At 71.1% G+C, this 13,529-nt stretch carries 13 protein-coding genes; 5 read left to right on the forward strand and 8 right to left on the reverse strand.

The window, feature by feature from the left end:
• Nucleotides 1–173 precede the first annotated feature (173 nt).
• Nucleotides 174–1,331: an acyl-CoA dehydrogenase gene (locus ACZ7LV_RS32570; RefSeq protein ID WP_471944694.1), complete on the reverse strand. Its 1,158-nt coding sequence runs from the start codon at nt 1,329–1,331 to the stop codon at nt 174–176.
• A 185-nt stretch (nt 1,332–1,516) separates the two neighbouring features.
• Between ACZ7LV_RS32570 and ACZ7LV_RS32575 the strand changes: the two genes are divergently transcribed.
• The gene (locus tag ACZ7LV_RS32575) at nt 1,517–2,860 is read left to right on the forward strand and encodes a UDP-glucose dehydrogenase family protein (protein ID WP_471944696.1); all 1,344 of its coding nucleotides are present in this window, start codon (nt 1,517–1,519) and stop codon (nt 2,858–2,860) included.
• Nucleotides 2,861–3,183: 323 nt separating this feature from the next.
• Here ACZ7LV_RS32575 and ACZ7LV_RS32580 read toward each other — a convergent pair whose 3' ends face one another.
• Entirely contained in the window at nt 3,184–3,690 is a 507-nt protein-coding gene (locus ACZ7LV_RS32580; RefSeq protein WP_471944698.1) for a CGNR zinc finger domain-containing protein, read from the reverse strand.
• A gap of 84 nt (nt 3,691–3,774) precedes the next feature.
• Here ACZ7LV_RS32580 and ACZ7LV_RS32585 point away from each other — a divergent pair, with 84 nt between their 5' ends.
• Nucleotides 3,775–4,134 carry a VOC family protein gene (locus ACZ7LV_RS32585; protein WP_471944700.1) on the forward strand — a complete coding sequence of 120 codons (360 nt, stop codon included), beginning with the start codon at nt 3,775–3,777 and terminating at the stop codon, nt 4,132–4,134.
• A gap of 16 nt (nt 4,135–4,150) precedes the next feature.
• Nucleotides 4,151–4,543: a VOC family protein gene (locus ACZ7LV_RS32590; protein ID WP_471944702.1), complete on the forward strand. Its 393-nt coding sequence runs from the start codon at nt 4,151–4,153 to the stop codon at nt 4,541–4,543.
• Between the two features lie 59 nt (nt 4,544–4,602).
• On the opposite strand, the gene ACZ7LV_RS32595 is transcribed toward ACZ7LV_RS32590, so the two are convergent.
• The 4 genes from ACZ7LV_RS32595 to ACZ7LV_RS32610 all read right to left on the reverse strand — a co-directional run bounded on the left by ACZ7LV_RS32595 (nt 4,603) and on the right by ACZ7LV_RS32610 (nt 8,799).
• Nucleotides 4,603–5,724 carry a dipeptidase gene (locus ACZ7LV_RS32595; RefSeq protein WP_471944703.1) on the reverse strand — a complete coding sequence of 374 codons (1,122 nt, stop codon included), beginning with the start codon at nt 5,722–5,724 and terminating at the stop codon, nt 4,603–4,605.
• 160 nt (nt 5,725–5,884) lie between these two features.
• Nucleotides 5,885–7,063, reverse strand: a complete 1,179-nt coding sequence (locus ACZ7LV_RS32600; RefSeq protein ID WP_471944705.1) for a dipeptidase — start codon at nt 7,061–7,063, stop codon at nt 5,885–5,887.
• Between the two features lie 75 nt (nt 7,064–7,138).
• Nucleotides 7,139–7,663: a 5-(carboxyamino)imidazole ribonucleotide mutase gene (purE, locus tag ACZ7LV_RS32605; RefSeq protein ID WP_471944707.1), complete on the reverse strand. Its 525-nt coding sequence runs from the start codon at nt 7,661–7,663 to the stop codon at nt 7,139–7,141.
• Complete coding sequence (locus tag ACZ7LV_RS32610; RefSeq protein ID WP_471944709.1) at nt 7,660–8,799, reverse strand: 5-(carboxyamino)imidazole ribonucleotide synthase; 1,140 nt, start codon at nt 8,797–8,799, stop codon at nt 7,660–7,662. The genes purE and ACZ7LV_RS32610 overlap by 4 nt, the downstream gene beginning before the upstream one ends.
• Before the next feature lie 140 nt (nt 8,800–8,939).
• Here ACZ7LV_RS32610 and ACZ7LV_RS32615 point away from each other — a divergent pair, with 140 nt between their 5' ends.
• Complete coding sequence (locus ACZ7LV_RS32615) at nt 8,940–9,452, forward strand: GtrA family protein (RefSeq protein ID WP_471944711.1); 513 nt, start codon at nt 8,940–8,942, stop codon at nt 9,450–9,452.
• A gap of 27 nt (nt 9,453–9,479) precedes the next feature.
• On the opposite strand, the gene ACZ7LV_RS32620 is transcribed toward ACZ7LV_RS32615, so the two are convergent.
• Both ACZ7LV_RS32620 and ACZ7LV_RS32625 read right to left on the reverse strand, forming a co-directional pair.
• Entirely contained in the window at nt 9,480–10,748 is a 1,269-nt protein-coding gene (locus ACZ7LV_RS32620; protein ID WP_471944713.1) for an ATP-binding protein, read from the reverse strand.
• Nucleotides 10,749–10,802: 54 nt separating this feature from the next.
• Entirely contained in the window at nt 10,803–11,480 is a 678-nt protein-coding gene (locus ACZ7LV_RS32625) for a response regulator transcription factor (RefSeq protein WP_141311399.1), read from the reverse strand.
• A gap of 489 nt (nt 11,481–11,969) precedes the next feature.
• Between ACZ7LV_RS32625 and ACZ7LV_RS32630 the strand changes: the two genes are divergently transcribed.
• Nucleotides 11,970–13,481 (forward strand): peptide MFS transporter, encoded by a 1,512-nt coding sequence (locus ACZ7LV_RS32630; RefSeq protein ID WP_471944715.1) that lies wholly within the window; start codon nt 11,970–11,972, stop codon nt 13,479–13,481.
• Nucleotides 13,482–13,529: the final 48 nt, after the last annotated feature.

A 13,529-nucleotide genomic window follows, 5' to 3' on the forward strand; every position in this document is an offset into this window, starting at 1 on the left:
GTCGTACGCCTCCCGGCCAGCGCGCGCCATCGGGCGAACGGCACCAATTCGCCACGAATACGACGCTGCCGGAACAGGATGAAGCCCCCGCAAAGCGACAAAAGCCCCCGGATTCGCTCCGGGGGCTCGTCTGCCGATACGCCGAACGACCGACGCCGCGGTCACAAGCGGGGCTACGGCAGGTTGCGCGCCATGACGATGCGCTGGACCTGGTTGGTGCCCTCGTAGATCTGGGTGATCTTGGCGTCGCGCATCATGCGCTCCACCGGGTAGTCACGGGTGTAGCCGTAGCCGCCGAGGAGCTGCACGGCGTCCGTGGTGACCTCCATGGCCACGTCGGAGGCGAAGCACTTGGCGGCTGCGCCCAGGTAGGTCAGGTCGGCGTCGCCGCGCTCGGAGGCGGCGGCCGCCTGGTAGGTCAGGGCGCGGGCGGCCGAGATCTTCATGGCCATGTCGGCGAGCATGAACTGGATGCCCTGGAAGTCGGCGATCGGCTTGCCGAACTGCTTGCGCTCCTTGACGTAGCCCTTGGCGTAGTCGAGGGCGCCCTGGGCGATGCCGAGGGCCTGCGCGGCGATGGTGATCCGGGTGTGGTCCAGGGTCTTCATCGCCGTCGCGAAGCCGGTGCCCTCCTCGCCGATCATGCGGTCGGCGGGGATGCGCACGTTGTCGAGGTAGACCTCGCGGGTCGGGGAGCCCTTGATGCCGAGCTTCTTCTCGGGGGCGCCGAAGGAGACGCCCTCGTCCGACTTCTCGACGACGAAGGCCGAAATGCCCCTGGAGCGCTTCTCGGGGTCCGTCACGGCCATCACCGTGTAGAAGTCGGAGACGCCGGCGTTGGTGATCCAGCGCTTCACGCCGTTGAGGACGTAGAAGTCGCCGTCGCGGACCGCGCGCGTCTTCATGCCGGCCGCATCGGAGCCGGCGTCCGGCTCGGAGAGGCAGTACGAGAACATCCCGTCGCCCTTGGCGAGCGGCGTCATGTACTTCTTCTTCAGCGCCTCGGAGCCGGACAGGATGACCGGCAGGGAGCCCAGCTTGTTCACCGCGGGGATCAGGGAGGACGAGGCGCAGACCCGCGCCACCTCCTCGATGACGATCACCGTGGCGAGCGCGTCCGCGCCCGCGCCGCCGTACGACTCGGGCACGTGGACCGCGTGCAGGTCGCTCGACACCAGCGCGTCGAGGGCCTCCTGCGGGAAGCGGGCGTCCTCGTCGACCGCGGCGGCGTGGGGCGCGATCTTCGCCTCGGCCAGCGCACGAACGGTGTCGCGGAGCATCTCGTGCTCCTCGGACGGGCGGTACAGGTCGAAGTCAGCCGATCCGGCCAAGGTCTCTCACGCTCCAAGGAAGACGCTGTGATGCTGCTGGCGCTAATTACCGTTAAGTAACCCAAATTTTAGAGGTCCGCCCACGCCCAGGGGTACGTGAGCTTGACGACAGCGGGAAAACTGCCCGTCGACACCGACAGCTATGCTCGGCCCCGCACTACCGACGCTACCCAGTGGAGTCCCCCATGGCCCTCAAGATCACCGTGATCGGTACCGGTTACCTCGGCGCCACCCACGCCGCGGCGATGGCCGAGCTCGGGTTCGAGGTGCTGGGGCTCGACGTGGTCCCCGAGAAGATCGAGATGCTCCGTCGGGGCGAGGTCCCGATGTACGAGCCCGGCCTCGAGGAGCTGCTGCGCAGGCACGTCGACGGGATCGAGGGATCCAGCGGACGGCTGCGGTTCACCACGGACTACGCCGAGGTGGCGGCGTTCGGCGACGTCCACTTCGTCTGTGTGAACACCCCGCAGAAGCACGGCGAGTACGCCTGCGACATGAGCTACGTCGACTCCGCCTTCGCCTCCCTCGCACCGCATCTGACCGGTCCGGCCCTGGTCGTCGGCAAGTCCACCGTGCCCGTGGGCTCCGCCGACCGCCTCGCCGCCTACCTCGCCGAGCACGCCCCGGCCGGCGGGGACGCCGAGCTGGCCTGGAACCCGGAGTTCCTGCGCGAGGGCTTCGCCGTCGAGGACACCCTGCACCCGGACCGCATCGTGGTCGGGGTGCGCAGCGACCGGGCCGAGAAGCTGCTGCGCGAGGTGTACGCCTCGCCGGTCGCCGCGGGATCGCCGTTCGTGGTGACCGACTTCCCGACCGCCGAGCTGGTGAAGACCTCCGCGAACTCCTTTCTGGCCACCAAGATCTCCTTCATCAACGCGATGGCGGAGGTGTGCGAGGCCGCGGGCGGCGACGTGCTGAAGCTGGCGGAGGCGATCGGGTACGACGACCGGATCGGAAGGAAGTTCCTGCGGGCCGGGATCGGCTTCGGCGGCGGCTGTCTGCCCAAGGACATCAGGGCGTTCATGGCACGCGCCGGTGAGCTGGGGGCCGACCAGGCGCTGACCTTCCTGCGCGAGATCGACTCCATCAACATGCGCCGGCGCGGACAGATGGTCGAGATGGCGCGGGAGGCGCTCGGCGGTGGCTCCTTCCTGGGCAGGCGGGTGGCCGTGCTCGGCGCCGCGTTCAAGCCCGACTCCGACGACGTCCGTGACTCTCCCGCGCTGAACGTCGCCGGGCAGATCCACCTCCAGGGCGGCCAGGTGACGGTGTACGACCCGAAGGGCATGGCCAACGCCCGCCGGCTCTTCCCGACGCTGGGGTACGCCGACTCCGCGCAGGCAGCGGTGCAGGGGGCCGACGTGGTGCTGCACCTGACCGAGTGGCGCGAGTTCCGCGAGCTGGACCCGGCGGCGCTGGGCGAGACCGTGACGTCACGCGTCATCCTGGACGGCCGCAACGCCCTCGACCCCGAGCTGTGGCGGCGGGCGGGCTGGACATACCGAGCGATGGGCCGACCGACGGCCTGAGCACACCACGCGAACCGAACCCTGCCGACGACGCGGGGTCGGGCTTTGCGCGAGCCCAACCGGAAAGCGACGCGGGCCCGCGCGAGCCGGACCCTGACGGCGACGCGGGAGCTGCCCCCGCGCGAGCCCAACCGGAAAGCGAAGCGGGCCCGCACGCGCCGCATCCCCACGGCGACGCGAGGTCGGGCTCCGCGCCAGCCGGATGCTTGCGGTGACGCGGGGGCCGGCTGTGCGCGGGCCGGGTCGGAAGGCGACGCCGGTTCGGCCGAGGCTCAGTCGGCCGAACCGGCGCCTTCACGCATTCTGCACCACAGCCCCGTCGCTCAGGCGCCCTTCGCCCGGTACCGCCGCATCTTCGCGCGCGCCCCGCACACCGACATGGAGCACCAGCGACCCCGGCCGGCCGGGCTGCGGTCGTAGTACGCCCAGTGGCAGTCGGGCAGTTCACAGGCCTTGAGCCGCTGCCAGGTGCCCTCGGTCAGCGCCTGCGCCACCGCCGCCGCCACCCGTGACAGCAGCGGTCCCCCGTCGAGGGGCGCGAGGCGCGCCGACCCGTCCCGCTCGTCGACCGCGACGTACAGCGGCGCCCGCGCCAGCAGTTCGCCGAGGGGTGTCACCGCGCGGTGCGGCGGGTGCCCGGCGTGCGCGAGACAGGTGGCACGCAGCGACTCGCGCAGTGCGCGCACCTCCGGCAGGTCCCGCTCGCCGATCCCGAACGGGGCCCGTCCCTCGGCCGAGTCGAGGGCGTCGTCGCCCGACTCCAGGTCGACGCTGTTGACCAGGGCCTCCACCAGGGCGAGGCCGCCGGGCGCGGGCGATCTGGCATTCATGCTTGCGACGTTACCGCCATTGCGGGACCATGAGGTAACCGTTACCGCTTGAATCCGCCTACGGGTAACCCATGAGGAGTGGTCATGGCTCTCGCACAGCTCGGCGTCGTCGTCCTGGACTGTCCCGACCCCCGCGCACTGGCGGGCTTCTACGCCGAACTGCTCGGCGGCACCGTCGAGGGCGACGGGGAATGGACGGATCTGAAGGTCCCCGGCGGAGCGCACCTGGCCTTCCAGGCCGCGCCCGGCTTCACGGCACCGAAGTGGCCGTCGGCCGAGGACTCCCAGCAGTTCCATCTGGACCTCACGGTCGAGGACCTGGACGCGGCCGAGGCGGGCGTGCTGGCGCTGGGCGCCCGGGTGCTGGACGCCGAGGACCGTTCACGCACGTGGCGTGTGTACGCGGACCCGGCGGGGCACCCGTTCTGCCTCTGCGCCTGCTGACCCGGAAGGCAACCCCATGGCACCCGGAATCCGTTTCCGCTTCGTCGTCCTCGACTGTCCCGAACCCCTCCCGCTCGCGCGCTTTTACGCCGGGCTCCTGGGTGGCACCCCGCAGCAGCAGGACGACGAGTGGGTCGTCCTGCGGGTCCCCGGCGGCCCGGGACTGGCCTTCCAGCGCGTGGACGACTACACGCCGCCGGAGTGGCCGCGCGCGGACCGCAATCCGCAGCAGTTCCACATCGACTTCGACGCCGGGTCGACCTGGGAAGAGGTGGACGAGGCCGAGAAGCGGGTGCTGGAGCTGGGCGCCCGGGTGCTGGACGCGCAGAACTACGAGACCAAGGACTTCCGGGTCTACGCCGACCCGGCGGGGCACCCGTTCTGTCTCTGCCGGATCGAGCACGACTGACGGCGGGAGCCGGTTTCCGGCGAGCGACCCTGACATCGGCGGTCCCTTCCCTCGCCCGCTCAGGCGTCCAGCTCCGCGATCCGGGCGGTCGAGGGCGCGCGTCGCTCCTGGGCCGCGCGGGCGGTGGATTCGGCCGTACGCAGCACCCTCTGGAGATTTCCCCAGGTGAGCAGGGCCAGATCGGTCTCCGGCCAGCCACGGCGCAGCAGCTCGGCGACGAGGTGCGGGTAGCAGGAGGCGTCGGACAGCTCCCGCGGATGGGCGCAGCCGGCGTCGTAGGTGCCGGACAGGCCCACGCTGCCGGGCCCGGCGACCGCACGGACGTGGTCGAGGTGGTCGGCGACGTCCCGGATGGTCGGCCCGGTCTGCTCCGCCGTCAGCGGCACCATGCACAGGCCCTTCGCCCCGCCCAGCGCGGCGAGCAGTTCGTCGGGGAGGTTGGCGGGGTGGGGGCGCAGGGCGCGGGCACCTGAGCGGGTGCACAGGACGGGCGACTTGGAGGCGGCGAGGACGCGTTCGACGGTCCGCTCGGAGGCGCCGGAGAGATCGGCGAGCACACCGAGGCGGTTCATCTCGCGCACGACCTCCTCGCCGAACCGGGTCAGCCCCGCCTCGCTCGCCCAGGAGGTGCCGGTGAGGGTGACGATGCGCAGGCCGAGGGTGTGCAGCACGCGCAGCAGACTCACGGAGTCGTCCAGCGCGGCGGCGGTGGCCGGACCGAGCAGCACGGCGGTGCGTCCGCAGTGGCGGGCGTCGATGACCTGTCCCACGGTGCGGGCCAGGCGCAGCCCCTCGGGGTGGTTGCCGATCACCGTGCGGACCAGGTCCAGCTGCTCCAGGGTGGCGGCGACGGCCCGGTCGGCGGCCAGGCCCTCCGGCAGGTGCAGCGAGCAGAGCAGCGCGCCGACATGGCCCCGCCGCATCCGCGGGACGTCGGTGTCGACGGCGGCCTCGCCCAGCTCCAGGTCGTACCAGGGCAGATGGCGCAGCGCCCACGGCAGTCCGCTGTAGCCGTCGGCGACGGGGTGGGCGGCGAGCAGGGCGTGCGCCCGGCCCAGCAGGTCGGCGTCCGGCTCGTCCGCGCCGGTGTACGGATCCGGCGGGAACGGGGGGTCCAGGGTCAGGGCGTCGAGGTCGCCGATCTCAGCGGTGGTGTGCAGGTCGTTCTGGAGATCGGCCATGGCGGGCTCCGTACGTGCGCGGGCGATCGCTGTACGGCCACCGTCGCACGGGCCACCGGGGGGCTCCTGGTGGGCGCGGCGTTCGGGGGAGCCGGGCGGCAGCCGCCGGGCGCCCCCGATGGGACCGGTCCCGGCCGCTGCCGCTCCCCCGCCTCGCGGTTCAGCCGTCCAGGGACTCGATCGTCGCGTTCGACGGGCCTCGCGTGGACTGGAGGTCGCGGGCCACGTCCTCCGCCGCGCCGAGGACCCGTACGGCGTTCCGCCAGGTCAGCTTGGCCAGGTCGGACCGGGACCAGCCGCGCTGGAGGAGTTCCGCGACGAGGTTCGGGTAACCGGAGACGTCGTCGAGGCCCTCGGGGGTGAACGGGGTGCCGTCGTAGTCGCCGCCGATGCCCAGGTGGTCGACGCCGGCCACCTCCCGCATGTGGTCCAGGTGGTCGGCGACGGTGGCCACGGTCGCCACCGGGCGCGGGGTGCGCTCCTCGAACTCCCGGTGCACCCGCATCGCCTCGGCGGTGCCGTCGAGAGGGTGGAAGCCGTGCGCGCGCATGTTGGCGTCCGCCTCGGCCGTCCAGTCGACGGCCGCCTGGAGCACGAACTTCGGCACGAACGTCACCATCGCGACGCCCCCGTTGGCGGGCAGGCGCTCCAGGACGTCGTCGGGGATGTTGCGCGGATGGTCGCAGACGGCACGGGCGGAGGAGTGCGAGAAGATCACCGGCGCGGCGGTGGTCTCCAGCGCGTCCCGCATGGTGGTGGCGGCGACATGCGAGAGGTCCACCAGCATGCCCTCGCGGTTCATCTCCCGCACCACCTCGCGGCCGAAGGCCGACAGGCCGCCGACGCCGGGCTCGTCGGTCGCGGAGTCCGCCCAGGCCACGTTGTCGTTGTGGGTGAGGGTCAGATAGCGGACGCCGAGCGCGTACAACGAGCGCAGTGTCGCGAGGGAGTCGGCGATGGAGTGGCCGCCCTCGGCCCCCATGAGGGAGGCGATACGGCCCTGGGCGCGCGCCGCCTCCATGTCGCCGGCCGTCAGCGCGGGCGCGAGCACCTTGGGGTAGCGCGCGAGCAACTGCCGTACGCAGTCGATCTGTTCCAGGGTCGCGGGCACCGCGTCGGGCAGGTCCGAGCGGACGTAGACCGACCAGAACTGCGCCCCGACCCCGCCCTCGCGCAGCCGCGGCAGGTCGGTGTGGAGATGGGCGCCCTGGGGAGCGGCGATGTCCCGGGCGTCGAGGTCGTAGCGGACCTGCTCACGCAGCGCCCAGGGCAGGTCGTTGTGCCCGTCGGCCACCGGGAACTCGCGCAGCAGTTCCCGAGCCTCGTCCAGTGCGGTCATGGCCGCCCCCCTGTCGTCTGTCGCCATCAGTTGCCGAAAGGTCCTTCGCGTGAGGTGCCGAACGGGCCTTCGCCGTCAGGTGCCGAAACCGAAGCCGCCGCCCGCGCCCTCGACCTTGGTGCGCAGCCGCTTGCCCTTCTCGGTGGCCTGGTCGTTCAGCTCCTGCTGGAAGTCCCGCATCCGGCCGAGGAGGTCCTCGTCGTGGGTGGCGAGGATGCGGGCCGCGAGCAGTCCGGCGTTGCGGGCACCGGCGACCGAGACCGTCGCGACCGGCACGCCGGCCGGCATCTGGACGATGGACAGGAGGCTGTCCATGCCGTCCAGGTACTTCAGCGGCACCGGGACACCGATCACCGGCAGCGGCGTCACGGACGCGAGCATGCCCGGCAGGTGGGCGGCGCCGCCCGCACCGGCGATGATCACCTTCAGGCCCCGGTCCGCGGCCCGCTCGCCGTACGTGACCATCTCGCGCGGCATCCGGTGCGCGGAGACGACGTCGACCTCGTAGGCGATCTCGAACTCGTCGAGCGCCTTGGCGGCGGCCTCCATGACGGGCCAGTCGGAGTCCGACCCCATGACGATGCCTACAACAGGGCTCATTCGGTGATCGTGCCTCTCAGGTAGCCGGCAGCGTGACGGGCGCGGTCCAGCACGTCGTCGAGGTCGTCGCCGTAGGTGTTGACATGACCGACCTTGCGGCCGGGCTTCACGTCCTTGCCGTACATGTGGATCTTCAGCTTGGGGTCCCGGGCCATGCAGTGCAGGAACGCGGAGTACATGTCGGGGTAGTCGCCGCCGAGGACGTTGACCATCACGGTCCACTTCGCGCGCGGGCGCGGGTCGCCGAGCGGGAGGTCGAGGACGGCCCGCAGATGGTTGGCGAACTGGGAGGTGACGGCGCCGTCCATCGACCAGTGGCCGGAGTTGTGCGGGCGCATCGCCAGTTCGTTGACCAGGATCCGCCCGTCGCGGGTCTGGAAGAGCTCGACGGCGAGGTGACCGACGACGCCGAGTTCCTTGGCGATGGTCAGCGCCATCTCCTCGGCGCGCAGGGCGAGCGCCTCGTCGAGGCCGGGGGCGGGTGCGATCACCGTGTCGCAGACGCCGCCGACCTGCTGGGACTCGACCACCGGGTAGGCGACGGCCTGGCCGTGCGGGGAGCGGACGACGTTCGCCGCGAGTTCCCGTACGAAGTCGACCTTCTCCTCGGCGAGCACGGGCACACCGGCGCGGAAGGGCTGGGCGGCCTCCTCGACGGAGTCCACGACCCACACGCCCTTGCCGTCGTAGCCGCCGCGGACGGTCTTGAGGACGACGGGAAAGCCCTCGCCCTCGGCCGCGAAGGCGGCCACGTCCTGCGGGTCGCTCACGAGGCGGTGGCGCGGGCACGGCACGCCGATCGCTTCGAGCCTCGCCCGCATCACGCCCTTGTCCTGGGCGTGCTGGAGCGCCTCGGGGCCGGGGCGCACGGGGATGCCGTCCGCCTCCAGGGCCCGGAGATGCTCAGTGGGTACGTGCTCGTGATCGAACGTGATCACGTCGCACCCGCGTGCGAAGTCACGCAGCGTGTCGAGGTCGCGATAGTCGCCGATCACGACATCGCTCACCACCTGCGCCGCGGAATCCTGAGGGGTGTCACTGAGGAGCTTGAACCTGATGCCCAACGGGATGCCTGCTTCGTGCGTCATACGCGCGAGCTGACCCCCGCCGACCATGCCGACTACCGGGAACGTCACGCCCCTAGGGTATCGGCCACGCCAGGTCGGCCGGTTTCCGCCTCTTCGGCGGGCGTGAGGACATACACAGGCGATCACGGGAAGGCGGTGGTTAGCATGGCGGAGTTCACGAAACCGACCGACTGGGGGCCTGTACGACCATGGGACGTGGTTCCGCAGGGCTGCGCAGGCTCGTACGGGAGGTCGCGAGATTCGGGGCGGTGGGCGGCGCGGGCCTCCTCGTCAACCTCCTCGTGTTCAACCTGGTACGGCATGCGACCGACCTCCAGGTGGTGCGCGCCAGTGTGATCGCGACGGTGGTCGCGATCGCCTTCAACTACGTGGGCTTTCGCTACTTCGCCTACCGCGACCGCGACAAGAGCGGCCGTACCAGGGAACTGACGCTGTTCCTGCTGTTCAGCGCGGTCGGCCTGGTGATCGAGAACGGTGTGCTCTACGCCGCGACGTACGGCTTCGGCTGGGACAGCCCGCTGCAGAGCAACGTCTTCAAGTTCCTCGGCATCGGCGTCGCCACGCTCTTCCGGTTCTGGTCCTACCGCTCCTGGGTGTTCCGGGCGCTGCCCGCACGGGAGCCGGTGGAGGCCCTTGCCGACGCCGAATCGTTCCTGGAGACCCCCGAGCCGGTACGGCCGCCGCAGCGCGCCCGGGTGTGACCTCCGGGGCCGCGGACCACGCCCGCCTCAGCGGACCGTCCGCTCCTCGCCCGACGACTTGGCCAGCGGCGTACGGGACAGGAACAGGCCGAAGACGGGCGGCTGGGTCTGGAGCATCTCCAGGCGGCCCCCGTCGGCCTCCGCCAGGTCACGGGCGACGGCCAGGCCGATGCCGGTGGAGTTGCGGCCGCTGATCGCACGCTCGAAGATGCGGGCGCCGAGGTCGGCCGGGACGCCGGTGCCCTCGTCCGTGACCTCGATCACGGCCTGGTTGCCGGTGACACGGGTGCGCAGGGCCACCGTGCCTCCCCCGTGCATCAGGGAGTTCTCGATCAGCGCCGCCAGCACCTGCGCGACCGCCCCCGGTGTGCCCACCGCCTCCAGATGCCGCTTGCCGGAACTGACGATCGCGCGGCCCACGCTGCGGTAGGCCGGGCGCCACTCGGCGAGCTGCTGCTGGATCACCTCGTCGAGGTCGAACGTGACCGCGGAGCCGGTGCGCGGGTCGCGGCTGTTGGTGAGCAGCCGCTCGACGACGTCCGTGAGGCGTTCCACCTGCGTGAGCGCGATGGTCGCCTCCTCCTTCACGGTGGCCGGGTCGTCGGTGAGGGTGATCTCCTCCAGCCGCATGGAGAGCGCGGTCAGCGGGGTGCGCAGCTGGTGGGAGGCGTCGGCGGCGAGGCGGCGCTCGGCGGTGAGCATCCGGGCGATGCGTTCGGCGGAGGCGTCCAGGACGTCGGCGACGCGGTCCAGCTCGGGGACGCCGTAGCGCTTGCGGCGGGGGCGGGGGTCCCCTGAGCCGAGCCGCTCGGCGGTCTCCGCGAGGTCGGTGAGCGGGGAGGCGAGGCGGTTGGCCTGCCGCAGTGCGAGCAGCACCGCGGCGATGACGGCCAGCAGGGCCACCGCGCCGATCATCAGCAGGGTGCGGCCGACCTCCCGGGTCACCGCGGAGCGCGGCTCCTGGACGGTGACCGTCTCGCCCTCCTCGCCCTGCCGGGTCGACTCGATGACGTCGCCGGACGGCTTCTGGCCGATCTCGATCGGCGGCTGCCCGGGGATGTGGACCACCGCGTACCGCTCGTCGCCGACCTGGTCGACGAGGATCTCGGAGGTGATCTGCTCGTCGCCGAGGATCCGGCTGTCGACGATGCCGGTCAGCCGTACCGCCTCGGACTCGACCCGCTCCTGGGCGCTGGTGCTGATCGTGCGGGTCTCCACCACGACGAGGGAGACGCCGAAGACGGCGATCACGACGAGCACCACGGCGAGCGTGGACTGGATCAGTCGGCGGCGCATGTCCCTCTTACCCGTGTGTTACCCGCGGCTTACCCCGGGGAGCCCGGCGCGGGATCAGCTCTTCTCGAAGCGGAAGCCCACGCCGCGTACGGTCGCGATGTAGCGGGGGTTCGCCGCGTCGTCGCCCAGCTTCTTGCGCAGCCAGGAGATGTGCATGTCGAGGGTCTTCGTGGACGACCACCAGGTGGTGTCCCAGACCTCGCGCATCAGCTGGTCGCGGGTGACGACCCGGCCGGCGTCGCGCACCAGGACCCGCAGCAGGTCGAACTCCTTCGCGGTGAGCTGGAGCTCCTCGTCGCCCATCCAGGCGCGGTGCGACTCGACGTCGATCCGCACCCCGTGGGTGGCGGGCGGCTGCTGGGGCTCGGCCGCGCCGCGCCGGAGCAGGGCCCGGACCCGGGCGAGCAGCTCGGCGAGCCGGAAGGGCTTGGTGACGTAGTCGTCGGCGCCGGCGTCGAGTCCGACGACGGTGTCCACCTCGTCGGCGCGCGCCGTGAGGATCAGGATCGGCACGGTGTGGCCTTCGGCACGCAGTCGGCGGGCCACCTCCAGACCGTCCATGCCGGGCAGCCCGAGGTCCAGGACGACCAGGTCGACGCCGCCCTGGATGCCCGCGTCGAGCGCGGTGGGTCCGTCCTCACGCACCTCGACCTCGTAACCCTCCCGGCGCAGTGCGCGCGCCAGCGGCTCCGAGATGGACGCGTCGTCCTCGGCGAGCAGTACACGGGTCATGAGCTGATGGTAGTCCGCCCGTGGCCTGGGCCGGGGCGCGACGGCGAGGCCGGGATTCTTACCCGGCCGTGCTTTGGTACGAACCTGGGTCTGTAGCGTGAGATCGGCTGAAGACCTTCGAAAGGGCGATCGCGGTTCCCGCGACACCTGTGATCCGTGTCTCAAGTCCTTCCATTTCCGGCAGTGTCCTGTCGTATGGTGATTGAACGCCTGTAGCACCGCGGGGACCTTTGGCGGACGTCTGTCGCCAAAGGTCACTTTTGTGTGCGGGCCGGCTTCCCGCCGGCCGCGAAAGGAATGACCTGTGGCCGGGCCGCGTGCGCATCGAGGCACCCGCGGCGTGGATCCCGGTGGGCGTCGTCCACCGCTCCGTGATCCGGGGCGGACTCCCCGTGGGCGTGGGGTGGACGACCGATCCGCCGGTGCCGGCCGTACCCCCACCGGGCGCGCATCGCTGTATGAGCGCGTCCCGACCAGCAAGGATCGACCATGGCGTCCAGCCTGACGAAGGACTCGGCCTCCCCGGGCACCCCCGGCTCCGAGAAGACCTTCTTCGGCCACCCCCGCGGTATGGCCACGCTTTTCCTGACGGAGATGTGGGAGCGCTTCTCCTGGTACGGAATGCGCGGCATCCTCGTTCTCTATCTGATCGCGGGCGTCCTCGACGGCCCCCTGGAGGGTCGCGAGGCCCTGGCCGCCTCGATCTACGGCGTGTACAACGCGGTCGTGTACATGGCCGCCATGCCCGGCGGCTGGGTCGCCGACCGCCTCTGGGGCGCCCGCAAGGCCGTGCTGGTGGGCGGCATCGTCATCGCCCTCGGTCACTTCACCCTGGCGATCCCCTCCGACATCGCCTTCTTCTGCGGTCTCGGTCTGATCGCGATCGGCACCGGTCTGCTCAAGCCGAACATCTCCGCGATGGTCGGTGGCCTCTACGAGGGTCAGTCCAGCGCCCGCCGGGACGCCGGCTTCACGCTCTTCTACATGGCGATCAACATCGGCGGCATGCTCGCCCCGCTGGTCGTCGGCTACCTCGGTGAGAACGTCAACTGGCACCTCGGCTTCGGAGTCGCAGGCGTCGGCATGACCCTCGCCGTGATCCAGTACGTCCTCGGCGGCCGTCACCTGGGTGACATCGGCAAGTACCCCGGCACCCCGGCCTCCCCGGAGGAGAAGCGGTCCGCGCTGCGCAAGGTCGTGCTGTGGAGCGGTGCCGCCCTGGCCGCACTGGTCCTGGACATCGCGCTGGGCACGTACGACATAGAGCACATCGTCAACGTGCTCGCGGTCCTCGGCATCGTCGTGCCGATCGTCTACTTCGTGACGATGTACCGGAACCCGGCCCTGAGCAGCCAGGACAAGCCCAAGATCAAGGCCTTCGCCTGGTTCTTCGCCACCGCCGTGCTGTTCTGGATGATCTACGACCAGTCCGGCTCGCTGCTGACGATCTTCGCCGACGGCAAGACCGACCGCACGATCGGCGGCTGGGAGTTCCCGGCCTCCTGGTACCAGTCCGTGAACCCGGCCATGGTCATCGTGCTCGCCCCGATCTTCGCCGCGCTCTGGGTGAAGCTGGCCAAGCGCGACCGTGAGCCCAGCACGCCGATGAAGTTCGCCCTGGCGATGCTCCTCATCGGTGGTTCCTTCGGCATCATGGGCCTGGCCGGCGCCGCCGCCGCGAACAGCGAGACGGGCAAGGTCACCGTCTTCTGGCTGCTGAGCGTCTACCTGGTGCAGACCCTCGGCGAGATGTGCCTGTCGCCGGTGGGCCTGTCCCTGTCGACGAAGCTCGCGCCGAAGCAGTTCGTGGGCCAGATCATGGGTCTGTGGTTCCTGGCCACCGCGACGGGCAACGCCCTCAACGGCTGGACCACCAAGCTCAACGCGCCGCTGGGCGACGCGGCCTACTACACGATGTGGGCCGTCGTCGCCGTCGCCGCCGGACTGGCCTTCATGATGGCCGGCCGCAAGATCCGCGCCCTGATGGGCGACGTGAAGTAGTCCTGCGGGCTTGAGGGCCGCCGCATCCTTCCCGGGTGCGGCGGCCCT

This window comes from Streptomyces sp. NPDC107562 (genome assembly GCF_055657325.1).